The organism is Rahnella sp. BIGb0236 (assembly GCF_004364755.1).
Taxonomy (GTDB): domain Bacteria; phylum Pseudomonadota; class Gammaproteobacteria; order Enterobacterales; family Enterobacteriaceae; genus Rahnella; species Rahnella victoriana.
Map to the genome: position 1 here is coordinate 47,638 of NZ_SOAO01000012.1, position 25,295 is coordinate 72,932.

At 52.1% G+C, this 25,295-nt stretch carries 19 protein-coding genes; 10 read left to right on the plus strand and 9 right to left on the minus strand.

All coding sequences use genetic code 11. The features are described 5' to 3' along the window. Positions 1-66 precede the first annotated feature (66 nt). The 4 genes from EDF78_RS20045 to EDF78_RS20060 all read right to left on the minus strand — a co-directional run bounded on the left by EDF78_RS20045 (position 67) and on the right by EDF78_RS20060 (position 6,772). Entirely contained in the window at positions 67-1,794 is a 1,728-nt protein-coding gene (locus EDF78_RS20045; protein WP_131692761.1) for a hypothetical protein, read from the minus strand. Then, positions 1,791-4,028 carry a dynamin family protein gene (locus EDF78_RS20050; protein WP_133823777.1) on the minus strand — a complete coding sequence of 746 codons (2,238 nt, stop codon included), beginning with the start codon at positions 4,026-4,028 and terminating at the stop codon, positions 1,791-1,793. The genes EDF78_RS20045 and EDF78_RS20050 overlap by 4 nt, the downstream gene beginning before the upstream one ends. A 13-nt stretch (positions 4,029-4,041) precedes the next feature. After that, positions 4,042-5,727, minus strand: coding sequence for a dynamin family protein (locus EDF78_RS20055; protein ID WP_133823778.1), 1,686 nt, complete (start codon positions 5,725-5,727; stop codon positions 4,042-4,044). Between the two features lie 124 nt (positions 5,728-5,851). Next, positions 5,852-6,772, minus strand: a complete 921-nt coding sequence (locus EDF78_RS20060) for a WYL domain-containing protein (RefSeq protein WP_166654481.1) — start codon at positions 6,770-6,772, stop codon at positions 5,852-5,854. A gap of 488 nt (positions 6,773-7,260) precedes the next feature. Between EDF78_RS20060 and EDF78_RS20065 the strand changes: the two genes are divergently transcribed. Next, positions 7,261-8,817: a glucan biosynthesis protein D gene (locus EDF78_RS20065; protein WP_243839470.1), complete on the plus strand. Its 1,557-nt coding sequence runs from the start codon at positions 7,261-7,263 to the stop codon at positions 8,815-8,817. A 60-nt stretch (positions 8,818-8,877) separates the two neighbouring features. Here the strand turns inward: EDF78_RS20065 and ychF are convergent, their stop codons facing one another. Continuing rightward, positions 8,878-9,969 (minus strand): redox-regulated ATPase YchF, encoded by a 1,092-nt coding sequence (ychF, locus tag EDF78_RS20070; protein WP_095921980.1) that lies wholly within the window; start codon positions 9,967-9,969, stop codon positions 8,878-8,880. 219 nt (positions 9,970-10,188) lie between these two features. Here ychF and EDF78_RS20075 point away from each other — a divergent pair, with 219 nt between their 5' ends. The 5 genes from EDF78_RS20075 (at position 10,189) to EDF78_RS20095 (ending at position 17,848) form a co-directional block, all read left to right on the plus strand. Continuing rightward, the gene (locus EDF78_RS20075) at positions 10,189-11,670 is read left to right on the plus strand and encodes a SulP family inorganic anion transporter (RefSeq protein ID WP_133823780.1); all 1,482 of its coding nucleotides are present in this window, start codon (positions 10,189-10,191) and stop codon (positions 11,668-11,670) included. 216 nt (positions 11,671-11,886) lie between these two features. After that, positions 11,887-13,845: an SPFH domain-containing protein gene (locus EDF78_RS20080; RefSeq protein WP_133823781.1), complete on the plus strand. Its 1,959-nt coding sequence runs from the start codon at positions 11,887-11,889 to the stop codon at positions 13,843-13,845. After that, complete coding sequence (locus EDF78_RS20085; protein ID WP_131692768.1) at positions 13,842-14,882, plus strand: protease modulator HflC; 1,041 nt, start codon at positions 13,842-13,844, stop codon at positions 14,880-14,882. The genes EDF78_RS20080 and EDF78_RS20085 overlap by 4 nt, the downstream gene beginning before the upstream one ends. Further along, a complete protein-coding gene (locus EDF78_RS20090; protein WP_013575595.1) occupies positions 14,879-15,922 on the plus strand; it encodes a protease modulator HflK in 1,044 nt (347 codons plus the stop codon). The genes EDF78_RS20085 and EDF78_RS20090 overlap by 4 nt, the downstream gene beginning before the upstream one ends. Before the next feature lie 12 nt (positions 15,923-15,934). Then, entirely contained in the window at positions 15,935-17,848 is a 1,914-nt protein-coding gene (locus tag EDF78_RS20095) for a heavy metal translocating P-type ATPase (RefSeq protein ID WP_133823782.1), read from the plus strand. Positions 17,849-17,905: 57 nt separating this feature from the next. On the opposite strand, the gene pth is transcribed toward EDF78_RS20095, so the two are convergent. After that, entirely contained in the window at positions 17,906-18,496 is a 591-nt protein-coding gene (gene pth / locus EDF78_RS20100; RefSeq protein WP_165497936.1) for an aminoacyl-tRNA hydrolase, read from the minus strand. Between the two features lie 292 nt (positions 18,497-18,788). Here pth and ychH point away from each other — a divergent pair, with 292 nt between their 5' ends. Then, positions 18,789-19,067, plus strand: coding sequence for a stress-induced protein YchH (ychH, locus tag EDF78_RS20105; protein ID WP_095921986.1), 279 nt, complete (start codon positions 18,789-18,791; stop codon positions 19,065-19,067). A gap of 120 nt (positions 19,068-19,187) precedes the next feature. On the opposite strand, the gene prs is transcribed toward ychH, so the two are convergent. The 3 genes from prs to lolB all read right to left on the minus strand — a co-directional run bounded on the left by prs (position 19,188) and on the right by lolB (position 21,786). Further along, the gene (gene prs / locus EDF78_RS20110; RefSeq protein ID WP_013575591.1) at positions 19,188-20,135 is read right to left on the minus strand and encodes a ribose-phosphate diphosphokinase; all 948 of its coding nucleotides are present in this window, start codon (positions 20,133-20,135) and stop codon (positions 19,188-19,190) included. A 162-nt stretch (positions 20,136-20,297) separates the two neighbouring features. Then, positions 20,298-21,161 (minus strand): 4-(cytidine 5'-diphospho)-2-C-methyl-D-erythritol kinase, encoded by an 864-nt coding sequence (ispE, locus tag EDF78_RS20115; protein ID WP_133823783.1) that lies wholly within the window; start codon positions 21,159-21,161, stop codon positions 20,298-20,300. A gap of 1 nt (position 21,162) precedes the next feature. Beyond that, a complete protein-coding gene (lolB, locus tag EDF78_RS20120; RefSeq protein ID WP_095921988.1) occupies positions 21,163-21,786 on the minus strand; it encodes a lipoprotein insertase outer membrane protein LolB in 624 nt (207 codons plus the stop codon). Between the two features lie 262 nt (positions 21,787-22,048). On the opposite strand from lolB, the gene hemA reads away from it, so the two are divergent. From hemA to prmC, 3 genes are read left to right on the plus strand one after another with little or no spacing between them, the layout of a single operon-like run. Further along, a complete protein-coding gene (gene hemA, locus EDF78_RS20125; protein ID WP_095921991.1) occupies positions 22,049-23,311 on the plus strand; it encodes a glutamyl-tRNA reductase in 1,263 nt (420 codons plus the stop codon). Between the two features lie 32 nt (positions 23,312-23,343). Beyond that, complete coding sequence (gene prfA, locus EDF78_RS20130) at positions 23,344-24,426, plus strand: peptide chain release factor 1 (protein ID WP_095921992.1); 1,083 nt, start codon at positions 23,344-23,346, stop codon at positions 24,424-24,426. Then, positions 24,426-25,268 (plus strand): peptide chain release factor N(5)-glutamine methyltransferase, encoded by an 843-nt coding sequence (prmC, locus tag EDF78_RS20135; RefSeq protein WP_133823784.1) that lies wholly within the window; start codon positions 24,426-24,428, stop codon positions 25,266-25,268. The genes prfA and prmC overlap by 1 nt, the downstream gene beginning before the upstream one ends. Positions 25,269-25,295: the final 27 nt, after the last annotated feature.

Genomic DNA, 25,295 nt, shown 5'->3' on the forward strand with positions numbered 1-25,295 from the left:
GGCATTGCTGTGACAAGTATTCCCCCAAATAGCCGCGAGATAATCGCATGATCCGCAGGCAGGGCTTTATGGATTTGAGCCCTGAGCAGTTTCACCTTGCTGGATAACCGCAATAGCCCGCCGTGCCGCTGCCCGAAACATGGCACTCAGCTTTTCTGATTGCTCAAGCGACTGTTTGAGTTGGTTTTCAGCCCCAAGTTCCTGACTAAAGAAGTCAGTGACATGCTGAATATCCTTCACCGCTTTCGCACCTGCATCCACCAGTGTCTTGAGTTGTAAATCTTTTATCCTTACGCGTAAGAGATGAATATGTTCAATATCATTGCGCAATGCTTTGCCGTAGAGTTTGAATACTGTGTCAATTTTATCCTCAAAACCTGACGTAATATTGTGCCGTTTATTTTGTGTTTTGAGAAATTCTTCCAGCGTAATCCCATCAGTTGCGTACGTTGCTTTGCGCGTCGAAGAATAGGCTGTCATACCGGCGTAACCCACACCTGAAAACATCAGTTGGTCTGTTACTGTTTCCATGATGGACTCAATATCTTCCAGCGACTTTACATCGGCTTTATTCAGCACGATATACACATTTTCAGCAGTGAAAGACTGACGAGAAATAAAATCAAGGTCAGACTGAGAAATTGTCCCTGCAGGATCGAGGCCAATAACCCAAATCATGGCGGTGCACTGCTCAAGATATTTTACGGTATTGTTATGATCGGCTCCTTCAGCTAATTCACCTGCTCCTGGATTATATCCGGGGGTATCGACCAGACAGACATTCTCAAATAAAGTCTCATCCATCGGCGCTTGCAGGCTGATCGTAGGCATAATACTACGCAGGTCAAAACCAAATGCTGAAACATAATCATGAGACAATGCGGTATAGGTCTTATTATTCAAAATAATACCTCCGCCATTATTTGAATAGCCACAAATACGGGAGTAGGGAGCGCACACAATAAAACTTGGGATTATGGTAACCGGATTAAGGCCGGTGGCCAGTTTTATCGATTTATCCATGATAAAACTATTAATAAACTCAGATTTTCCACTACTGAACCCACCGGCAACCCCCACAACCGTTTTGCCCGAGGCAGCCGGGAATGTATTCACATGCTCCAATTCAGCCAATATTTTTTGCAGTGCGATCAGGGCTCCTGCTTCGTCAGCCAGCGACGATTCTTCGGCGGCAAATGTGGCATAGTCAGTATTTAAAATGTCACGAAATTCATCGAGTCCGGCATTTCTTAACGGTCGCGCGGACAATATGGACTGAACTAATGTAAAGCGTTCACTTAACGACAGGTTATCCTGATGAAGCTGAGAGTAATCCTGCTGAAGTTGCTGATGGGATTCATCCAGTTCATGTTTAATTTCTTCAAGTACCTGCATATGATCACGATTTTTAGACAACAGCGCTTCGGTGCTGATCACCGTTTCATTAAGCGATTGCAGCTTGTCCGTCAGTGATTCGTTGTGTTGTCTTTGCTCATCGTTATTTGTTTCAAGCTTACTGATTTTGGCCATCAGAATCTGTTTCTGCTGTGTCAGTTCATCCTGATGATGTCTTGTCAGATTATCGAGCTGTTCGTGATACTCATTGTCTTTATGCGCCAGTTGATCCTGATGGTTTAACGTCAGTTCGGTGATTTTATCAGCGACATTCTTTTCAAATTCAGCCACGGATTGGGAAACGGCATCCGCGATCGCTTTACGCTTAAAACACCAGAAACGGGTCAACATTTCGAGGTCAGAATAAACAGCCTGGTTAATCTTTAGCGATGGTTTCACGGCTGGACCTCCTGAAGCTGAACGGTGAAACGTTGCAGACGGTCAATCGTCTGAGTGCTATTTTCAACCTGGTTCGCTATCTGGTTAATCTTATTGTCCAGTTCTTCCACAAATGACGAGGAAATCGTCGGCGGAATCGTATTTTTAACCCGTGAAAAATAATGCTCTATATCATTATCAATAATGGTGCGGATGTTAGTTATGAAATTATCAGCTTCATCGATATAATCATCCGCAGGGTCACCTTTAAGCGTGCCTTTAGCGCGCAGTCCGTCGGGGAAATTGATATTAAGTGTCAGTTTTTCTTTTGGGATCTGATTAACGACTGAAAGGATAACATCGGCAATCATCATCACATCACATTCTCCCTCCAGGATTTCGTCGATCTTCGGGGTGATGTTTTTACTGATTTCTTTCTCTAACCCGCTATGCTGTTCGTTAGCGGCAGTTTTTAATTTTTCATTACTCATGCGAATAAATTTGCGTAAGGATTCTTCCGCCGCAGCGGTATTAATTAATGTTTGCGTTTTCGATGTGGTTTCTTTCCCGCCGTCCCATAATTTACGTGCAACCCAGCTGAAAGCGCCCGCTTTATCGCGAGTAATACTTATTGTTTCAGTGGTGCGTTGATCTTCAACAGACTGCGACGTTTGCTGGAACAACTTGTCCGCTTCAATATTCAGCTTTGCAGACACTTCGTTGTAATAGTGGTTTACGCAGTTTTCGTAGATAAGATTTATTCTCTTATCCAAAACATTCCGTTGTTTTACCAATGCGTTGCTTTGTTTCGCTAATGCACCCAGATCGGTGCTATTAATCAAAGTGATACGCTGTCTGATTTTCTGAAGCAATTCTTCGATAAAACGGGTGATAACCTGTTCTTTTTGCGTGATCAATGACTGCATTTTCTGCGCCATGATGCCATCTTTTTTGTCACGCACTGCGGCAATTTTTTGATGGATGTTATCAATATTGGCCAGTGAGGCCAGACTGTTCTGCGTAAGCTGCGGATTATGCCGTGAAAAATAATCGCCATAATCTTCAGTCAAATTCTCCCAGGTTTTCAATTCATTGGCATCCCAGGAGGAAGGGGTCTCCAGACGACAAGAAATGCCCTGTGCTACACCTGAACAATGCATCAAATGCTCAGCCGGTGCGCGAATAATACTGTCAAAGACCGTACCGATTTCTGGATAACTACGTTTGAGGTTGCTCAGTGTGGCGGACGCTCTTTTTGCTAACGAGGCTTTAATATTATCGAGCGTTTGATTTAAGAGCGGACGTTTTTCACTGCCATACAGCTGCGTATCAATCTGGCTGGCAATCAGAACCAACTCCTGTACACCTTCTTTTGCGGTGATTCGTCCTATCACCTCCAGGTCATTTTCATTGAGGAACTGTCCTGCCGGGCTGACAATAAAAACAACATCACAGGTTTTTAAAAGATCAACAGTACGCGCTTCACGAGACTGTACAGGATCGTTCATTCCCGGCGTGTCAATAACACAGATATCTTTCAGGGCATCGAGAGGCATAGAAATATGAACGACTTTGGTGTAGGGCATATATTTCCCATTTGCCCCTACATAGTCGAGTAACTGAACCGAAAGGGCTTCCCGATTTTCTGGTTCTATAGCGCCTGCATATTGCAAATCTGCTGGCGTTAATCCGGACTTCTGCATCCGTTCGTACTGATCATGCGAGGCGCAAACCTCTGGCATCCGGGTTTGAATTTCCTGCAATGCTTGTTTATCAATGATCGTTGTAAGCCGTTCAATATCCGGAGAGGAAGAGGTGGCGGGACGTGCTGAGATTTCTTGAAATTTCTTTTCCTTTATTCTGCTTAATTCACCTGCATATATGCTGGCATTATGTGTGATCTGCCTGAGATCCTCAGCAGTAAAAAATTCAACGGATGCGCTGAATTTTTCACCATAAGTCAGAGTGGTAAGAGCCGCAGTCATGGGGGTTGCAGCTTTGGGTAAGATGTTCTGGCCGTCGAAAAACAGAGCATTCAGCAGGGATGATTTGCCTGCTTTCACGCGTCCGACGATACCTATATTGAGCAACCGTCCGTCCTGATTAATCTTCTCGCAGGCGGCAGACAAAGAACTTGCCGAATCAAGATGTTGGTCATTTTTTAGTTGCTGAATTTCCTGCTCAAAGAGATCAAAGACTTTAGGAAATAATGCCTCGAGTTTTTTTGCCTTCTCGATAAGATTTTGATAATCCATTTTCATGTCCTGATTAGCAGTATAAATAGGATGTAGCTAATGCTTTTAATTCAACCGACAGATCCTGAAAAATTTCAAGCTGTTTATCGATCGTCTCTTGCGCCATTTCACGTTCTTGTTGATAGCGCGTGATTAATATTCTTTGCTGGTTAATTTGTTCTTCAAATTCGTCGCTAACGCTTTTCAGTAATTTTGATAATTGCTCATCGACAATCTCAGGAAGCAAGTTGCGCAGCTCGCTTTTTATTCCGGGGAATACTGAATTTAATAAGTTCTTTCGCGCTTTTTCTTCCGCATTGATTGAAGATAAAAGGCGAATGATATCCGGCAAAAATACAATAACAAGTTCCAGAACTGGGCTGATTACTGAAGTGGTGATTGCCAGAACGGTAGAAAACAGCCGGTAGACTTTTCCTGCGTCTTCCTTACCGGGAAGTCTCTCGCTCATTGTTTCAATAAATCCACTGACTGCTTTGAGTTTTGCTTCTGTCTTATCAGCAATATTTTTGGCCCAGTTATGGTCAAGTGAGTCAAGCATCTCATTATTTTTCGTCAGGTTAACAGCCAGTTCTTGAATCATTTCGGCGGAAATCTGATCCATCTCCTGCTTTAACGTGCGCGTTAAATTGGAACTGATAATTTCTGAGATCTCACGTTCCAGTGCTGTTGCTGCATTTTTTGTGGTCGAAAAGTTAGCCAGGCGGTCAATCTGACCATTCAGGTCACGATCAATAGCATTGATGCAACGGGTGATGAGAGGCGTTGAAAAACGGAATTTCATATCCTCCTGTGTTTTATTTCGTTGCTGTATGAGTCCATCCAATGCTTGTTCAAGTGCCCTGAAAGCATTGTCATTAACATTCTTACTGTTTTTAATCACATTGCTGGCAAAATTGATCTGATTAATAAGATCGATGTTCTGGTCTTTTAACCGGTCAATAAACAGGTTGTGAAACACTAAATCAGGGTTGATGGCAGAGAGTACCTTGTTAAAGGTGTCGGAAGCTTGGTTATCGAGGGGAATCACCTGCTTATCAGCACCAAAATAGAGTTGAAGTTGTTCATTGATATAATCGGTAATTTCCGACGCCTGTTCAGGCGCCCGCAAATTTGTCTTGCTGAGAATAAACGAGAAGTCGCCTCCATAGACTTTGATGGTATCGAGATGACGAAGTACTGACTGGGTGACGGTGCCTTCTTCTATGCTCGTGACAACAATAAAATGTACTCCGCGTGGAAGATAATAAGCCAGCGCCTTATTATGGTTTTCCAGAGAAGAACCGTAACCCGGCATATCCACGAGTATCAGGGGCGCGATGGCTTCAAGTGCAGGGCTGTTGATATACAGACGCAGATGTGAGTATTCCGCCGATTTTTTGTTTACCAGCGTAAGGTCTTCAACAGCTAAACGTTCTTCATTGCCATCGTGACGAATAGCCAAAAGATAAGATTCCTGCGAGAAGTGGAGCTCTGTCGCCAGTTCCGTTTCCGGCGCAATACCAACAGGTAATATGTCCATACCCATAAATGTATTCAGCAGGGAGCTTTTTCCTGCGCTAAAAGCGCCTATAACCGGGAGAAGAAGCGGGGTGTTTTTAATCTGCCCGATTAAAGTTTGATCCCAGCTTATTTCGGAGCCCTGCATGAGACTATCAAGTTTGTTTAGATATTCTGAAAAATTTTTCTGGCTAGTTAACATTAACGAATCATCCCTATGAGTAATTTAATCTGAATCGATACTATGTCACAATAATTGCGGGCCGATAAAAATGATCAGCCACTGTAGTTGAATGACAGCCGGTCTGACTGAAATGCTGATATCCTTAGCTGATGTTTGCGATATCACGCTGCATCTGAGCCACACTGGCCTGCAATTCCCGATTAAAATCATCCTGCCAGCGTAATGGCGCTGCAATGCTTATTTCTGGCAGCCAGTAACGCAGCCAGCGGAATAACAATTGAGCATCTGTGGTTTTAGCGGTCAGCGTAATACTGCCATCTGTGTGTTCGGAAATAATGTTCTGGTCAGGAAAAAGCTGACGTCGTCTGAGGTAGACTGCTGCTTTTTTGGAAGCAATTAACGTAACGCTCGTCTTTTCACCAAACCAAATCCCTTTGCCCTCAGTAATTTCTTTCTCAAGGGTTGGATCGGGTATGAAAACAACTTGCATTAAAAATAAGTACTGAATCTTACTTACATTGAATGACTTTAATTTTCCAGATTCCTCGGCTACTAAATACCAGATACCACTTTGGTTTATCAACTTGTAGGGGTTAGCCTGTCGGGCCTTTCCACTATAAGTAAAACTGATGCTGCGATGCCGTGTGATCCCTTCTTTAAGATCGCGCATGACACTTTTAATCAGACGATTATCCTGTGTCGTATTGCCGGTAATAATAACAGCATCTTTGTAAGCGAGTTCATTACGCAGTGTTTTGCCATCTGCATCAGAAAATAGTTTCGCCACGTCAACCCACTGTGCAAATTGATTAAGCGCAGAATTGCTAAAGTTGGGTTGCAAATGTTTATTCAGTACAAAATTACCTGCTGATGAGGTTTCTTCGAGCAAATGCCCCAGTCGCGCTAAATCCCGATAGGCGGTGCGGGAAGTAATGTTATAAGCTTTGCACAACCAGTCTTTATTAATTGTTTTACCCTGATATATATGCTCGAAGATACCGAAGATCCTGTCTATCAGTAGTTCATGTCGTGTATTATCACGCTTGTCAGCAATGTGCATCATCAACGTCCTATTCATTAACCGGTGTGAGTTCATCCTTCTCAACCATTTTTGACGAGTTAATATTTCAATCAGCAAATTCTAACATCGTCGCGTGACAGGATGTGTCACCAACTATCTTCATATCGGCATAAAAATAGAAAAGTTCAGTCTTTTTTAGGTATGTTGACATAAGTCAAATTCTCCAAACATCCCGCCTAATGAGCAAGTGTTTAGAACAGAAGTCGACATAAACGTTTAAAAAACAGGGGCTAACAGCAACAGGGCTGAAACAAGTTGAGGAAAGACGCGACTCCCGGAAATGCCCTCTAAGTAGCATATCGATTCAGATTTACGGAACCTTCATTTTCCTCAGAATTATTCTAGAATCTGAAAAGGCGTATTCATTACATGGCCTCTTAGCTTGCCGGTAAACACACTTTATTCAGAAACATGGAGAGAGGCACCTGATGGTTACACGACGTGACTTGCTGACGTATACGTCATTTTCGATGGCGCTGGCGGCATTGGGGTTTACTCCGGCAGTTTTTGCCGCACGGGGCTTAAAACTCGGAAAGCCTGAGGCTTTTACTTTTGACGGATTGATACAGCAGGCAAAGACGCTTGCCCAACAGCCTTACCACGCCCCTGAGACTCCGCCTGACAGCGCGTTAGCCGATATCAATTACGATGTTTACCGTAAAATTATTTATAAACCTGAGTATGCGCTGTTTAGTCATGGCGAAAGCCGTTTCCCTGTTACGTTCTTTTGCGTCAGTGCCTTGCATCATCTGCCGGTAAAAATGTCAGTGGTTGAAAATAATCAGGCCAGCGACATCATCCAGGATATTGATTACTTTACATTCCCGGCGGATGCTCAGCGCCTGCAGGCAGGACTCAAAGGCGATGTCTTCAGCGGGTTCCGTGTGCTGGAGAATCGGCAAAATATCAAAAACGAAAAAGACTGGGTGTCCTTTCTGGGGGCGTCCTATTTCCGCGCTGTGGGCGAGCAGGGACAGTTTGGTTTGTCCGCACGCGGGATCGCGATTAATACGGTGTCTGGCGACACCAAAGAGGAGTTTCCGGACTTTACCCATTTCTGGTTTGAAGCCTCGAAAGAAGACAATGATCAACTGGTGGTTTACGCCTTACTGGATGGCCCGAGTATTTGTGGTGCCTACCGGTTCGTGATGCACCGGACAAAGGGCGTTGTAATGGATGTCGACTGCTCGCTGTTTTTACGCCGGGACGTCAGCCGCTTTGGCATTGCGCCGCAGACCTCTATGTTTTGGTTTTCCAAAATGGCCAAAGGATCCGGCTCTGACTGGCGGCCGGAAGTGCATGACTCCGACGGGTTAGCTTTGTGGACGGGCAGTGGTGAACACATCTGGCGTCCGTTAAACAATCCGTTGCAGGTCCAGGTCTCATCGTTTAGTGACACGCATCCGCGGGGATTCGGGCTGAGGCAAAAAGAGCGCGACTTTAACAGTTATCTGGGATCCGCCGGTTATGAACGACGTCCGGATCTATGGATTGAGCCGAAAGGCGACTGGGGCAAAGGTTCGGTGCAGTTAGTCGAGATCCCCACCGACGACGAGATTTTCGATAATATCGTCGCGATGTGGGTTCCGGAGCAGGAAGCAAAAGCAGGCAGCGAGCATCAGTTCAGTTACCGGATGCACTGGCTGGCTGATGAACCCTTTCCTTCGACACTGGCTCGCTGCGGGGCGACGCGGCTGGGAAGAGGGGGCAATCCCGGCGCTTATCCCGATCCTAAATCACGTAAATTTTTGGTTGAGTTTACCGGTGGCGAATTAAAGACATTGTCTGCCGATGCGAAACCCGAGGCCATCATCTCCGCGTCTCGCGGGAAGCTGTCAGGTATTCAGGTGGAAAAATCTCCCGGCGAAAAGGACCGCTGGCGGGTATTCTTTGATCTGCATGTCGACGGTAAGGAACCGGTTGAACTCAGACTCTACCTTAAATCAGGAGATAAGACCCTGTCGGAGACCTGGGCCTACCAGTACCTTCCTTTCACATCCACGCCGAAACCCCTGTTGGGTGTCTGAAAAGCAAAAATCCACGCTTTCGCGTGGATTTTCTTTAGAGCGTAAAGCTGACGTTTCTGTTTAGACGTTAAACAGGAAGTTCATCACGTCGCCATCTTTCACGATGTAGTCTTTACCTTCTGAACGCATTTTGCCGGCTTCTTTCGCGCCTTGTTCACCTTTATAGGTGATGAAGTCTTCGAACGCGATGGTTTGTGCGCGGATAAAGCCTTTCTCGAAATCGGTATGGATTTTACCTGCGGCTTGTGGCGCGGTGGCGCCGACCGGGATGGTCCATGCACGGACTTCTTTCACGCCTGCGGTGAAGTACGTTTGCAGGTTCAGCAGTTCGTAACCGGCGCGGATCACGCGGTTCAGACCCGGCTCTTCCAGACCCAGCTCAGCCATGAATTCTTCACGATCAGCGTCGTCGAGTTCAGCGATGTCTGATTCCACGGCAGCACAGACGGCAACCACTACGGAACCTTCGGCCTCGGCAATTTTACGCACCACGTCGAGGTAAGGGTTGTTCTCGAAACCGTCTTCATTAACGTTGGCGATATACATCGTTGGTTTCAGGGTCAGGAAGCTCAGGTAGCGGATGGCTGCTTTGTCTTCTTCTGTCAGATCCAGTGAACGCAGCATGCCCGCGTTTTCCAGTTGTGGCAGACATTTTTCCAGCGCGGCCAGTTCGGCTTTCGCATCCTTGTCACCGCCTTTGGCGCGTTTCTGCACACGGTGGATAGCACGTTCGCAGGTGTCGAGGTCAGACAACGCCAGTTCGGTGTTGATAACGTCGATGTCATCCGCCGGATCGACTTTGTTGTTCACGTGGATGATGTTGTCGTTTTCGAAGCAGCGCACAACGTGGCCGATCGCTTCGGTTTCACGGATGTTGGTCAGGAACTGGTTACCCAGACCTTCACCTTTGGATGCGCCTTTCACCAGACCGGCGATGTCCACGAATTCCATGGTGGTCGGCAGGATACGCTGTGGTTTGACAATCTCAGCCAACTTGTCGAGACGTGCATCTGGCATCGGTACGACGCCGGTGTTCGGTTCGATGGTACAGAACGGGAAGTTTGCTGCTTCGATACCCGCTTTGGTCAGCGCATTGAACAGAGTTGATTTACCGACGTTCGGCAGGCCCACGATACCGCATTTGAATCCCATGTTTTTCTCACCTTAATATCTTAATTATCAAGCGATTAAATCTAATCGCACGATGTAATGACCACAATTCCCCGCATTATACACGAGAACCACCTTTTTCTCGATCCGCTTGTGGGGGCCGCTTGTGTCTTCTCCCCGGATTAAACCTTGCCTCGTACCGGCCATTTTTAGATACTTGTCACAATTTTTTAACTGATCGGGAAATGTACCGGATGTTTTATGTTTAGTCCGCGTGGTCTGAAGTTATCTGAAGTGAAGAATGAAACGCTGGCCGGATTTGTGGTGGCGGTATCGATGATCCCGGAAGCCGTCGGGTTTTCGCTGGTGGCCGGACTGTCCCCGATTGTCGGATTGCATACGGCGTTTATTATCGGGCTGGTGACCGCGCTGTTCGGCGGCAAACCGGGCATGGTGTCGGGCGCGGCGGGATCCATTGTGGTGGTGCTGATGAGTCTGGCGGCGCAACACGGTATGGGTTACGTGCTGTGGGCGACGATTTTTGCCGGGATTATTCAGATCCTGATTGGCGTGTTCCGTCTGGGGAAATTTATCCGCCTGGTACCGTTACCTGCGGTTCATGGTTTTGTGAACGGGCTGGCGATTGTCATTATGCTGGCGCAGTTGCACATGATTGCCGGGCAGGGGCCGCTGATGTACGGGCTGGTGCTGCTGGCGATTGCGGTGGTGGTGCTGTTCCCGAAACTGACCAAAATCATTCCGTCCTCACTGGCCGCGCTGATTGTGGTCTCCGCGGTGGCGATTGGTTTTAATCTGCACACATTACGGGTGGGTGATCTGGCGGATATCTCCGGTGCGTTGCCGCACTTCAGTCTGCCGGTCGCGCCGTTCAATATCGACATGCTGAAAGTCGTGCTGCCTTACGCGGTGGTGATCGCGCTGGTTGGTCTGATTGAATCGCTGCTGACCATGACGGTGCTGGATGAAATGGGCAATCAAAAGGGCAACGGTAACCGTGAAAGTATCGCGCAGGGCGCGGGGAATACCATTTGCGGGCTGTTCGGTTGCTTCGCCGGTTGCGCGATGATCGGACAATCGATCATCAATTTCACCTCCGGCGGTCGCGGGCGAATTTCCGGTACGGTGGGGGCGATTCTGCTGATCCTGTTTGTGGTCAGCCTGTCCGGTTACATCGGTCTGCTGCCGGTGGCTGCACTGGCGGGAATTATGCTGGTGGTGTGCTACAACACTTTCGAGTGGAGTTCGCTGCGCCGTCTTCGCCGCATGCCGAAAGCTGATGTGCTGGTGATGCTGATTGTTACCGTCATTACCATTTTCACCGATCTGGCGGTGGCGGTGATCAGCGGCGTGATCATCTCTGCGCTGGTCTTTGCCTGGCAGCAGGCGCGTATTCGCATTCGTGAGCACAAAACCCAAGGCGATCTGGCGGTCTACAAACTGGACGGGCCGTTGTTCTTTGGCTCCGCAGCGACTTTTGCTGAGCTGTTTAATCCTGAAAATGATCCGCAAAACGTGGTGCTGGATTTTGCCGGTACGCGGGTGATGGACTCGAGCGGGGTGGAGGCAATTGACAAACTGACCGCCCGTTATCTTGAGGCCGGGAAAACGATTCGTCTGCGCCATCTGAGCAATGACTGCGTGAGTCTGCTCAAAAAAGCCGGACCGTTCTGTTCGCATGAACTGGATGACCCGCAATATTACGTCGCCGAAGATAACCTCTGACATTCAACAGGTGCCGCTCAACACGGCACCTTTTTTCATTATGCGCCCCCGTCATTTCCTCCGCTGATAAACGTTTACAATTCGTGGCAAAAAAGCCGCTAAATTCATATCGCTGAAAATTCTGTAATGTTATACCGTTACGCCCGGTCAACTTCGCACTTACAGGCCTGAAGCCTGCATCGCGGGTTATTTTTTTCTCTATTTGCCGGAACGGTTATGAGCATAAATAAGGTATCCGGATGTGATGACGTCAGTAAGCCGCTGCGCTTTCAGTCAGCCGCCGGTCACACGCGCTGGCTGAACGGGCTGATCAACGGGATCATGGTGATCAGCAGCGTGCTGTATCTGATCTTGCTGATGTTGTATCTGATCTCCCCGCAATCGGTCTGGCCGTGGGTGACCGGCAATATCATGGCGGCGATGTGGGTTTGTGCGGCCTCCCTGCAATGCGCCCGGCGCATCTCCCGCTGGCGGGCGCAACAGTTTGCCCCTGCGGTGGCCACCGCCACGCCGGACGCGCCTTCCGGATTTTTCCAACGTCTGATTGCCCGCCCGTGGATGCGTCCGGTTTTGCGGTATGTCGACGCGCACGTGTTCTTCCAGGCACTTCCTGCGTTAGCCGCATTACTGCTTATTACGTTGTTGTGGCAACTGCCGTTACCGGCAAATGAAACGGGTAATGCGGGGCTGATTGCCGGTTCGGTATTCATTCTCTGCGCCTTTGCCGTCCTGGTTCTGGAGCGTCACTGGACGTTAAAAAATCCGCTGGAATGGCCGGAAGCGGCAAAGCTGGCACCGCTGATGCGTATGATGATTGGCGTCTTTTTGCTGACGGCGCTGGCCCTGATGTTTGCCCGTGGTGACCGCGTGTGGCCTGCGCATCTGCTGGTGCTGACCGGCGGATTACCAGCACTGGTGGCGCTGGAGCTTTTCCTGCGTGCGCTGATGGCAGTGTTTTCGCCGCCGCGCGAGGATAAAGAGCCGAAGTTTATTGCCGCAAGCCTGCTGGCCGCGCAGATTTGCTGGCCGCCGCGCCCGTTACAATTTGTTCAAAACGAACTGCATCAGCATTTTGGCATCGATCTTCGCCAGATCTGGGCGTTCCAGTTTATACGCCGGGCGCTGCTGCCGCTGGGCGCCATCTTGCTGCTGACCGGCTGGCTGCTGACGGGCATCAGTGAGGTGCCGCTGACGCAACGGGGGATTTATGAATCCTTCGGTAAACCGGTGGCGGTCAGGCAGCCCGGTTTACATATCGGTTTACCCTGGCCTTTTGGCCGCACGCTGATGGTCGATAACGGCGAAGTGCACGAACTCACCACCGGATCAGAAGAACCGATGCCCCCCGCGCCAGCTGAGGTGGCCGATACTGCCGAAGGTCCGGCACCGGAAAGCGCGAACCGGTTGTGGGATTCGAATCACAGCAGCGACAAATCACAAATCATCGCCAGTGCCAGCAATGACCGTCAGAGTTTTCAAATCATGGATATGGACGTGCGCTTTGTGTACCGCGTCGCCATGAACGATAACGCGGCGATGGCAAGCCTCTATCACACCGAAAATATGCCGGTGCTGATCCGCAGTATCGCCAATCAGGTGCTGGTGCATGATTTTTCCTCACGCACCCTCGACAGCCTGCTGGGCAGTGAACAGACACGTCTCGCCGCAGAGATTGGCCGCAACGTGCAGGCGCAGCTTGATCACCTCAACAGCGGTGTGGAACTGCTGGCGACCGTGATTGAATCTATCCATCCGCCTGCGGGCGCGGCTGATGCTTATCACAGCGTGCAGGCAGCACAAATTCTGGCGCAAAGCGCGATTGCCGGTGAGAAAGGGCAGGCCGCACAGCAGCTGAATGCCGCACAGCAATTTGCCCGTCTGGCGCTCGATACGGCCACGGCACAAAGTCATGAAAGCCGCGATCAGGCGCAGGTCATGGCGCTGCGGTCTGACGCAGAAAATCAGGCGTGGCAGACCGGTGGACAGTCCTTCCTGACCGAGCGTTATTTCAGCCAGCTGATTCTGGCAATGCAACAGCATCCGAAGGTTCTGATTGTCGATCACCGTATCGGGGGCGAAACGCCGCCGGTGCTGGATCTGAGAAATTTTACCCTGCCATTTACGCCCGGCGCGGATAAAGCGGCGCATCCTGTTAAAGCGGAGACTACCCGGTGAGTGATTCTCAACAACCTGACAGCCATCAACACGATCACGACGCCCACGGCGGGCATCATCACGGTGGCGGACATCACCATCACCATCATCATTCCGGCCCTGCTGCGCCCAAACTCTGGCGACGGGTCACGGTTGCCGTGGTGCTGGTTGCGCTGATTGCCGCCACGGCCTGTCTGGTGCAGGTGCGTTCCGGCGAAGCGATGGTCATCACCCGTTTCGGTGATCCGGTGCGCGTTCTGCTCAATCCGGGACTGGCGTGGCATCTGCCGGTGCCGCTGGAGACCGCTATCCCGGTGGATTTGCGTATCCGCACCACGTCGAGCGGTTTGCAGGATGTGGGCACGCGCGATGGCCTGCGCATCATTGTGCAGGCGTATACCGTCTGGCAGGTGAAAAACGATCCCCTGCATGTGCAGCGGTTTATCCGTGCGGTACAGAATCAGCCGGATATGGCGGCGGCGCAGATCCGGACGTTTATCGGTTCGGCGCTGGAAACCACCACCAGCGGTTTTGCGCTGGCGGATCTGGTCAACACCGACGCCAGCAAAATTCGTCTCTCCGGTTTTGAACAGCATTTGCATGACCAGATTGCCCGTCAGTTGCTCGACAGCTATGGCATCGAACTGGTGCAGGTGGGCGTTGAACGGCTGACGTTACCTTCAGTCACGCTCGATGCAACCGTGGATCGCATGCGTGCAGAACGGGAAACCATCGCCACCGAGCGTTCTGCCGAGGGCAAGCGACAGGCGGCGGAAATCCGTTCTTCTGCTGAACGCGACGCCCGCGTGATGAAGGCCGATGCGTCCGTTAACGCGGCCAATATTGAAGCGCAGGCGCAGGTGCAGAGCGCGGCGATATACGCCAAAGCCCGTGCCGGTAACCCTGAATTATACGACCTGCTGCGCTCGCTCGACACGCTCAGCAATGTGATGACACCGGGCACACAACTGGTGCTGCGCACCGATGCGGCACCGTTCCGGCAACTGGTTGAAGGCCCGCCCACATTACCGGCTGCTACCAGCGGATTGCGGCCATGAATCCGTTATCCCGCTTTCAGGGAAATGCCTGGTTTCAGGCGGGGCGGATGGCGTATCTGGCGCTGTTTGTCCTGACGCTGATTGCCGCCGCCAGCTGGCTGTTTTCCAATGTCCGGCAGATAGAGCCGGATAAGCGTGCGGTGGTGATGCGCTTCGGGGCGGTTTCCCGCACGGCGGGAGCCGGGCTGCTTCTGGCGTGGCCGGAACCGCTGGAGCAGGTGGACATTTTACCCGCCGCTGACAGGGTGATTGAACATCATGTTACCGCTTTGCTGAGAGCGGAAACTGTCCCGGCATGGACCAATACCGGCGGCGAGAAAAGTGACGCGGTCGCCGGTGCGGGCTATCTGCTGACCGGCGATGCCGGTGTGGTTCAGCTGGATGTGCAGGTGTATTACGTCATCACCGATCCGGTGGCGTTTGTGTTGCAGGGGGAGCATGTGTTACCGGCGCTGGATCGCTTAACCGAGCATGCGGCGGTGGCGATTTGTGCCTCACGCGATCTGGATACCATTCTGGTGGCGCGTCCGGAAATGGTGGGTAACGGCAATCATATTGCCGAACGTCGTGAACGGCTGCGCGGCGATTTACGTCAGGGCATTAATCAGCAACTGGCGGCCCTCAGCGCGGCAGGCAGCAGCGCCGGTATCGAGGTGCGGCGCGTGGACGTGCAGTCATCTCTGCCACCGTCTGCGGTTGATGCATTTAACGCGGTACTGACGGCCAGCCAGCAGGCGGAGCAAAACATTGCCAGCGCCGGTAACGAGGCTGCCCGCGTTCATCAGGATGCGGTTCAGTCGGCCGACCGCGCTTTGCAGGTTTCTCATGCCAAAGCCAGCGAACAAATTGCACGGGCTTCCACGGAGACCGCAACCATCGTGCAACTGGCCGATGATCATTCCCCGGAATTACTCTGGCGTTTATGGCGCGAACGGATGCCTGCCATTCTCGCCCATGCTGGCGGCGTTACGGCCGTTGATCCCCACGACGACGCACATCTGATCCTGCCGGGGCCAGATCGTCCTTCCTCTCAACCCTGAGGTATTACTACTGTGACGTCTGTTTCTTCTGAAGAACCGCCAATTTCGCCATCGAAAGGGGCACTGTTAACGCGCCATGAACAGCGGAACATGGCGGCGCAATTGCTTCTGGCGATGGCGGCAATGGGTCTGTTGCTGTGTGGCTGGATCTGGCAGGGGGTATTCCCGCAGCAAAGCGATGTCGGACAGATTCTGTTTGGCGTCGCGTCGCTGCTGGTGGCGGTGCCGGTTCTGCGCTCTGCAATTTACAGTTTGCGCAATCCCAGCCTGCATGGCGTGACCGATCAGCTGATTGCGTTAGCCATGCTCGGGGCGTGGGCCACCGGCGATCTGATGACCGCCGCCTTGCTGCCGGGGATCATGATTTTTGGTCATATTCTGGAGGAGCGCAGTGTGATCGGCTCACAGGAAGCCATTGATGCCCTCAGCCAGCTGACCCGCAGCCGCGCCCGCCGGATATTACCTGACGGTAAGATTGAAGAGATCGATAACCACCTGTTGCAACCCGGCGACCATGTTGAAGTGCGTGCCGGTGACCGGCTGCCCGCCGATGGACGTGTTTTATCCGGCAGCGCCAGTCTGGATACCGCGCCGATCACCGGGGAATCTGTGCCACAGGAAGCCCGGGCGGGAGATGACGTTTTCGGCGGGGCCATTAATCTGGACGGACTGCTGACGATCGAAATCACACGCACCGGTGCGCAAGCCACGCTGGGAAAAGTGATTGCGCTGATGCAGGAAGCAGAACGCGCCAAGCCGCCGATCACCCGTCTGCTCGAACGTTATGCCGGACAATATCTGGTGCTGATCCTGCTGATTGCGGCGGCAACCTGGTTTGTTACCCGCGATGCTCACGCCATGCTGGCAGTGCTGGTCGCCGCCTGTCCGTGCGCACTGGTGCTTTCCGCGCCCGTCACAGCCATCGCCGGGATCGCCGTGGCCGCGCGTCACGGTATTCTGATCCGCAGTTCGGCATTTCTGGAGGAACTGGCGGAGCTGAATGCCATTGTGGTGGATAAAACCGGCACGCTGACCCACGGCGAACTGCATCTGCAACGAACCGTGCTGGCGGACAATCAATCCACTGAAGCCGCGCTGCGGCTGGCGGCCAGTCTGGGGGCTGCGAGCAGTCATCCGGTCAGCCGGGCGCTGGCGAAGTTACTGCCGCGTGACCACTATTTGCCGCTCGACGCCGTGTCAGAACAGCAGGGCATGGGCGTGCGGGCGCAAACCGAACAGGGCGAGGCGCTGCTGGGCCGTCCTGCTTTTTTCAGCCAGAACCGTATCGCGGTGACGGACGAACCTGAACATGACGGTCCGCTGGTCGGTCTGGCGCTGAACGGGCGTTTCATCGGCTGGCTGTTGCTGGCGGATTCATTACGGCCTGAGGCGCAGACCGCGCTGGCTGAACTGCGCCAGCTGGGGCTGCAACGACAGCTTCTGTTAACCGGCGACCGCGCCAGTGTGGCCCATCGTATTGCCGGTGAAGTGGGTATCGATGAGGTGGTGGCGCAGGCGTTGCCGGAAGATAAACTGCAACATGTTTCTGCACAAATCGCACAGGGCTTCCGGCCGATGGTGGTCGGTGACGGCATTAATGATTCACTGGCGTTAAAAGCGGGTGTCGTGGGGATTGCAATGGGCGCGGGCGGCAGTGATATTGCACTGGCCTCCGCCGACGTGGTGCTGATCGGCAGCGATTTACGTCGTCTGGGCACCTGTGTCCGCCTGAGCCGGGCATGCCGTCACGTACTGAAAGTGAATGTGCTGATAGGGCTGGGCTGGACGCTGATCGTCATGGCGGCGGCCGCGCTGGGATGGCTTGGCGCGGGCGGCGTACTGATTGCCGCGTTGCTGCACAATCTCAGCACCTTGCTGGTGCTGGGTAACGCCGGACGTTTACTGCGTTTCGACGAGCCGCTTTAAGAAAGCAAAAGGGCGCAAAATATTGCGCCCTTGAAAAAACGAGGTGTCGGGAAAGTATTAAAGCTCAGCTTTAAACGTATGCAGGCGGCGCATGGTTTTTTCCAGGCCTTCCTTCATCAGCAGTTCAGTACAGCGCAGTGACTCATCAATCGCATCGTCAATCAGCTTCTGTTCATTGGCTGGCGGCTTGCCCAGCACAAATCCCACCACTTTGCTTTTATCACCCGGATGGCCGATGCCAATGCGCAGACGGTAAAAGTTCGGGTTATTACCGAATTTGCTCTGAATATCTTTCAGACCGTTATGGCCGCCGTTACCGCCACCGAGTTTAATTTTCGCCATGCCCGGCGGGATATCCAGCTCGTCATGGGCGACCAGAATTTCATCCGGCTCAATGCGGTAGAACTGCGCCATTGCCAGTACTGCTTTGCCGCTGAGGTTCATAAAGGTGGTCGGCACCAGCAGACGCACGTCCTGACCGGCCAGCGACAGGCGGGCGGTATAGCCAAAAAACTTACTTTCTTCTTTCAGTTGCTGGTTGTGCTGGCGGGCGAGGAGGTCGACGTACCAGGCACCGGCGTTATGGCGGGTCTGGGCGTACTCGGCGCCGGGATTGGCCAGTCCAACGATCAATTTAATGCTGCTCACGATGTTCACTTCTTTAGCGGGTGAGGTGTAGCGGGCTAGTTTACCTGTCACTTTTGGCTGTGCCAAACATCCGACGCGTTAATTCGCCGCAGATAGGCAGGTTTTTGAATAGTTTATAGTGCTAACTATTTACCCTTCGAACGTATATGACTGGAAAACGTAAAGATTTGTCATTCAATGTTCTCCGTCTGTGATCGTGACCGCAAAGTGAACCGGATGGGACGTCTATAGTTAAGGCAGGAAAAGACAAGACAGCAATGATGCTAAGACTATCGACAACTGGAGGTGACAGATGAAACGTAAAACCGCAACAGTATTAGGCAACGGCCTGATGGGACTCGGTTTGCTCACAATGGTCGTTGGTGTTGGCTATTCCATATTAAATCAGTTACCTGAGCTTGGCCTGCCGCAGTTCCTTGCGCATGGCGCCATCGCCAGCATCTTCGTCGGCGCAATTTTGTGGCTGGCAGGGGCGAGGATTGGCGGACGTGAACGCGTCGCAGATCGTTACTGGTGGGTGCGTCACTTCGACTCCCGCTGCACAAACAGCAAGTCACACCGCCATTCCTGAGTGTGACTGGCCTGCAGTAAAGCCTGACCATAAAAAAAACCGTTGTCGCTTACACGATAACGGTTTTTTGCATTTCTGGTTCCGGCACGACAAACGCCCCTGAAAACAGGGGCAGGATGATCAATGCTCGAACATGGCAGAAATGGATTCTTCGTTGCTGATACGGCGGATAGCCTCAGCCAGCATGCCTGACAGGGTCAGGGTACGGACTTTTTTCAGCGCACGGATTTCCGCAGACAGCGGAATGGTGTCACAGACAATCACTTCGTCGATGACGGAGTTTTTGATGTTTTCCACCGCGTTGCCGGAGAAGATCGGGTGAGTGGCATAAGCGAATACGCGTTTAGCACCGCGTTCTTTCAGTGCTTCGGCAGCTTTACACAGGGTGCCGCCGGTATCGATCATGTCATCAACCAGCACGCAGTCACGACCCGCAACATCACCGATGATGTGCATCACCTGAGAAACGTTTGCGCGTGGACGACGTTTATCAATGATGGCCATATCCGTGTCGTTCAGCAGTTTTGCTACGGCACGGGCGCGGACAACACCGCCGATGTCCGGAGAAACGACAATCGGGTTTTCCAGATTCTGTTGCAGCATGTCTTCGAGCAGAATAGGGCTGCCGAAAACGTTGTCTACAGGTACATCGAAGAAGCCCTGAATTTGTTCTGCGTGCAGGTCGACAGTCAGAACACGGTCAACGCCCACGCTGGACAGGAAGTCAGCAACCACTTTCGCGGTGATGGGCACACGGGCAGAACGCACCCGGCGATCCTGACGTGCATAGCCAAAGTAAGGAATAACGGCTGTGATACGACCAGCGGAGGCGCGGCGTAAGGCATCAACCATCACGACCAGTTCCATCAGGTTATCGTTAGTAGGCGCGCAGGTGGACTGGATAATGAAAATATCTCCGCCACGTACATTTTCGTTAATTTGCACGCTTACTTCACCGTCGCTGAAACGACTGACGGCGGCGTCACCAAGGCTGGTGTATAAACGGTTGGCAATACGTTGTGCTAGTTCCGGGGTGGCGTTACCAGCAAAAAGCTTCATATCAGGCACGAGAAGAACCTCAGGCTTGCGTCCAGGGAAGACATTGGCTTTTGGCACCACCGGGCGGTGAGCGGTACCAAAGCATTATGCTCACGATACTTCTAAATCTTACTACTTAAATCTGTTGAATAATTGGCTGGCAAAGAACAGACACAAAACCACTGTGACTCTCTACGCTTTGCCCGCAGTTCTCAACCAGACGTCACGAAAACGATGCAACGGCGAAATATTAACACCTTGCGCAACAAAACCCCGACTCCACGATGGCATTTTGTCCAAAACCTGACGGGCGGCAGACTCGGTGTCGAATTCTGCAAACACACAAGCACCGGTTCCGGTCAGTCGCGACGGCGCGTATTCTAACAGCCAAGAAAGAAGCTGTTCAACCTCGTAAAAACGTTTTCTCGCAATCGGTTCGCAATCATTTGCGTAAGGCGTGTTCAAAAGCACATTAACAGGGCGTTTTGCTGTATTTCTGGTCAGTTCAGGATCGCCAAAAATAACCGGGGTCGGAATACTCACGCCGGGGTGGGCGACCAGATACCATTTTTCCTGCGGTTCAACCGGTTGCAAAATCTCACCAATGCCTTCAGCAAAGGCAGCATGCCCCATCACAAACACCGGCACATCCGCGCCGAGCGTGACACCAAGCCTGACCAGTTCGCTATCGGATAAACCACAGGCCCACAACGTATTCAGCGCCACCAGCACGGTCGCTGCGTTCGACGAACCGCCACCCAGACCGCCACCCATCGGAATATGTTTTTGCAGGGAAATGTCAGCGCCCAGAGTGATCCCCGCATGCTTTTGCAGCAGGCGGGCGGCGCGAACCACCAGATTATCTTCGTTTGCCACGCCTTCAACCGGCGTGGTCAGCACGATATTGCCGTCCGCGCGGAGGTGAAAACTCAGGCTGTCGCCGTAATCGACAAACTGAAACAGTGTCTGTAAATCATGGTAGCCATTCGGGCGCTGGCCGGTGATATAAAGGAACAAATTGAGTTTAGCCGGAGAAGGCCACAATTGCTGTGTCATCTCAGTTTAACGTCCAGTTATCCATTTTCAGTTTGATGCGCTGTTCGCCCTGGGTCATTTCCAGACGTTGCGGGAGGGAAGGTTTAGCATCGGCATCATAGCTCTGATACACCACCGTACCCGGTTTGCCATTCTGCGTGAAATTCACCTGAGACAGACGATACTGGCTGTCGAGGGTGAAATCAGTGCCATCACCCGGCAGGCCGAGCATCCATAAACGCAGGTTAGCCAGCGGGATCGACATACCGGTCAGTTTCTGGATCATGTCATCCGGATTATCACTGGTGTAATGCTTGCCTTGATTATTGGTCAGCTGCGCAATGCCGCTTTGCACTTTCAGCTCCATTTCGGTGCTGCCCAGCGGATTGGTCAGCAATAAACGGTAGCTGTCCGGAGAATACTGTTGCCAGAAGAAGCGGGCATAGACTTTCTGTTTATCGGAAAGATAGGCGAAAGAACCACGGGTCTGATAATGCTCAAGTTGTTTCACCTGAGCTTCATGCTCGCGCCATTGCGGAGATGTCGGGCTGGTCGCCGGGCCTTTCGGTGCATTTATTGAACAAGCCGCAAGGACTAAGCTTGCAAGAGGGAGAAGGCGAACAAAATGTGCTTTACGCATTGGCATAACAGATTAAATCCTTTGTGCTTTGGCGAAATGAGGTGCCAGGGCAAATGTGGCGTGCGTCAGTTTAGCACAGCCAGCGCGACGGGTGATCTCAACCCTGCGCAGATGATCGGCGATTGAAAGGTTTTGGGACAATGCTGATGTGTAAAAGGATTTAACCGAAGGTGCTGTTCGCCTTTTATTGATCTCGCGCATCTTGTAGAATGCGCAGCAGACGTAAACCCATACTATTATAAAGTATAAGTCGATAATCGCTCCCCATATGACCCTGCTTGCATTAGGTATCAACCACAAAACCGCCCCGGTGTCTCTGCGTGAACGGGTAACTTTTTCACCCGAGACCCTCGATCAGGCGCTCTCCAGTCTGCTCCAGCAACCGCTGGTGCAGGGCGGTGTCGTGTTGTCTACCTGCAACCGCACTGAACTGTATCTGAGTGTCGAGCAACAGGAAAACCTGCAAGAGCAACTGGTGAAGTGGTTGTGCGATTATCATCATCTCAGTGAAGATGAAGTCCGCAAAAGTCTGTACTGGCATCATGATAATGACGCCGTCAGCCATCTGATGCGTGTCGCCAGCGGTCTGGATTCGCTGGTGCTGGGCGAGCCGCAAATTCTCGGTCAGGTCAAAAAAGCCTTCGCCGAATCGCAAAACGGCCAGGCCGTTTCCGGTGAACTGGAGCGTCTGTTCCAGAAATCTTTCTCCGTCGCCAAACGCGTGCGCACGGAAACCGATATCGGTGCCAGTGCTGTTTCTGTGGCGTTTGCGGCCTGTACGCTGGCGCGTCAGATTTTCGAATCCCTTTCTGAAGTGAATGTGTTGCTGGTCGGTGCGGGTGAAACCATCGAACTGGTGGCGCGTCATCTGCATCAGCACAATGTTCGTCACATGATGATTGCCAACCGTACGCGTGAACGCGCGCAGTCGCTGGCAACAGAAGTGAATGCGGAAGTGATCAGTCTGCAGGATATCGATTCCCGTCTGGCAGAAGCCGACATTATTATCAGTTCCACCGCCAGCCCGCTGCCGATCATCGGTAAAGGCATGGTGGAGCGCGCATTAAAAGCCCGCCGTAACCAGCCGATGCTGATGGTGGATATCGCCGTTCCGCGTGATATCGAGCCGGAAGTGGGCAAACTGGCTAACGTCTATCTGTACAGCGTCGATGACCTGCACAGCATCATTCAAAACAATCTTGCTCAGCGTAAAGCGGCCGCCATTCAGGCGGAAACCATCGTCGAGCAGGAGAGTTCCAACTTCATGGCCTGGCTGCGTTCGCAGGGAGCCGTTGAAATTATTCGTGATTATCGCTCGCGTGCTGATATTATTCGCGCCGACGCACAAGCAAAAGCTCTGGCTGCCATTGCACAGGGTGCTGACGTCGAAGCGGTGATCCATGAATTAGCCCATAAATTGACAAACCGCCTTATTCACGCACCAACCCGTTCCCTGCAACAGGCAGCCAGCGACGGTGACGTGGAGCGTTTGCAAATTTTACGCGACAGCCTCGGGCTGGGTCAGCAATAGTTCTCCTTTTCTCACAGGGTTAAACACCACGCATGAAGCCTTCTATTGTTGCCAAACTGGAAGCGTTACAAGAGCGCCACGAAGAAGTGCAGGCGATGCTTGGCGATGCCAGCGTTATCGCTGATCAGGATAAATTCCGCAGTCTTTCCCGCGAATATTCTCAGTTAACGTCCGTCTCCGAATGTTTTCTGGCCTGGCGTCAGGCGCAGGACGATTTAGAAACGGCCGAAATGATGCTCGACGATCCTGAGATGCGCGAAATGGCACAGGACGAGATCAAAGACTGCAAAGCCACTCTCGAAGAACTCGAACAGAAATTACAGCTTCTGCTGCTGCCAAAAGATCCTGATGATGAACGCGGTTGTTTCCTTGAAATTCGCGCCGGAACCGGCGGTGATGAAGCAGCCATCTTTGCCGGTGATTTATTCCGTATGTACAGCCGTTACGCTGAATCGCGTCGCTGGCGTGTGGAAATTGTCAGCGCCAGCGAAGGTGAACACGGCGGCTATAAAGAAGTGATTGCCAAAATCAGCGGCGACGGCGTTTACGGTCAGTTCAAATTTGAGTCAGGCGGTCACCGCGTTCAGCGTGTGCCGGAAACTGAATCTCAGGGGCGTATCCATACGTCCGCCTGTACCGTGGCGGTATTGCCGGAAATTCCTGAAGCCGAACTGCCGGAAATCAACGCGGGCGATTTGCGTATTGATACCTTCCGTTCATCGGGCGCAGGCGGCCAGCACGTTAACACCACCGATTCTGCTATCCGTATTACCCACATTCCAACCGGTATTGTGGTGGAATGTCAGGACGAACGTTCGCAGCATAAAAACAAAGCCAAAGCGATGTCTGTGCTGGGCGCGCGTATCCGGGCGGCAGAAATGGCGAAACGTCAGGCGGAAGAGTCTTCGACACGCCGTAACCTGCTCGGCAGCGGTGACCGTTCCGACCGTAACCGTACCTATAACTTCCCGCAGGGGCGTGTGACCGACCACCGTATCAATCTGACGATTTACCGTCTTGATGAAGTGATGGAAGGCAAACTCGACAGTCTGATCCAGCCGATCGTGCAGGAATATCAGGCTGACCAACTCGCCGCGCTGTCTGAGCAGGACTGATGGATTTTCAGTCCTGGCTGCGTGATGCCACCCGTCGTCTTGCTGCGGGTGAAAGCCCGAAGCGGGATGCTGAAATTTTGCTCGGCTTTGTCACCGGCCGGGCAAGAACCTTTATTATGGCATTCGGCGAAACGCCGCTGACCGCTGAACAACTTCAACAACTGGACACTCTGCTGACGCGACGCGAGCAGGGCGAACCGGTGGCGTATCTGACCGGTGAGCGCGAGTTCTGGTCGCTGCCCTTATCTGTTTCTCCCGCAACATTAATCCCCCGTCCTGATACCGAGTGTCTGGTTGAACAGGCGCTGATGCGATTACCTGCAGAACCTGTCAGCGTGCTGGATCTCGGCACAGGAACCGGTGCGATTGCGCTGGCGCTGGCCAGTGAGCGCCCGGATTGTCAGGTCACCGGCGTCGATTTGCAACCTGATGCAGTCAGCCTGGCGCAACATAATGCGCAAAAGCTGGCGATCCCCAATGCGCGGTTTTTGCAGGGTAGCTGGTTTGCGCCGGTAGAAGGCGAGTGTTTCGCGCTGATTGCCAGCAATCCGCCGTACATTGATGCTGCCGATCCCCATCTGAGTGAAGGCGATGTGCGTTTTGAGCCTGCCAGCGCGCTGGTAGCAGAAAACGCCGGTCTGGCTGATCTGGCTCATATCATTCAGGCGGCACCCGCGTATCTTCAGCAGGGGGGCTGGTTATTGCTGGAGCACGGCTGGCAGCAGGCATCTGATGTGCAGGCGCTGTTCCGTGATGCCGGTTATCAGCAGGTCGGGACCGTGAAAGATTACGGGGACAATGACCGTGTCACGCTTGGTCAGTGGATTTCCGCACGCCCTTAGTCATCACTTCAATGAATAAAAATCTAA

Bases quoted from the DNA above. Each gene is read 5' to 3' on its own strand.
- EDF78_RS20065 (WP_243839470.1), top strand. From the start codon at position 7,261: ATGGCGCTGGCGGCATTGGGGTTTACTCCGGCAGTTTTTGCCGCACGG.
- EDF78_RS20055 (WP_133823778.1), bottom strand. From the start codon at position 5,727: ATGTTAACTAGCCAGAAAAATTTTTCAGAATATCTAAACAAACTTGAT.
- EDF78_RS20060 (WP_166654481.1), bottom strand. From the start codon at position 6,772: ATGATGCACATTGCTGACAAGCGTGATAATACACGACATGAACTACTG.
- EDF78_RS20075 (WP_133823780.1), top strand. From the start codon at position 10,189: ATGTTTAGTCCGCGTGGTCTGAAGTTATCTGAAGTGAAGAATGAAACG.
- ispE (WP_133823783.1), bottom strand. From the start codon at position 21,161: ATGACACAGCAATTGTGGCCTTCTCCGGCTAAACTCAATTTGTTCCTT.
- prmC (WP_133823784.1), top strand. From the start codon at position 24,426: ATGGATTTTCAGTCCTGGCTGCGTGATGCCACCCGTCGTCTTGCTGCG.
- ychH (WP_095921986.1), top strand. From the start codon at position 18,789: ATGAAACGTAAAACCGCAACAGTATTAGGCAACGGCCTGATGGGACTC.
- lolB (WP_095921988.1), bottom strand. From the start codon at position 21,786: ATGCCAATGCGTAAAGCACATTTTGTTCGCCTTCTCCCTCTTGCAAGC.
- EDF78_RS20090 (WP_013575595.1), top strand. From the start codon at position 14,879: ATGAATCCGTTATCCCGCTTTCAGGGAAATGCCTGGTTTCAGGCGGGG.
- EDF78_RS20050 (WP_133823777.1), bottom strand. From the start codon at position 4,028: ATGGATTATCAAAATCTTATCGAGAAGGCAAAAAAACTCGAGGCATTA.
- hemA (WP_095921991.1), top strand. From the start codon at position 22,049: ATGACCCTGCTTGCATTAGGTATCAACCACAAAACCGCCCCGGTGTCT.
- EDF78_RS20080 (WP_133823781.1), top strand. From the start codon at position 11,887: ATGAGCATAAATAAGGTATCCGGATGTGATGACGTCAGTAAGCCGCTG.
- prfA (WP_095921992.1), top strand. From the start codon at position 23,344: ATGAAGCCTTCTATTGTTGCCAAACTGGAAGCGTTACAAGAGCGCCAC.
- ychF (WP_095921980.1), bottom strand. From the start codon at position 9,969: ATGGGATTCAAATGCGGTATCGTGGGCCTGCCGAACGTCGGTAAATCA.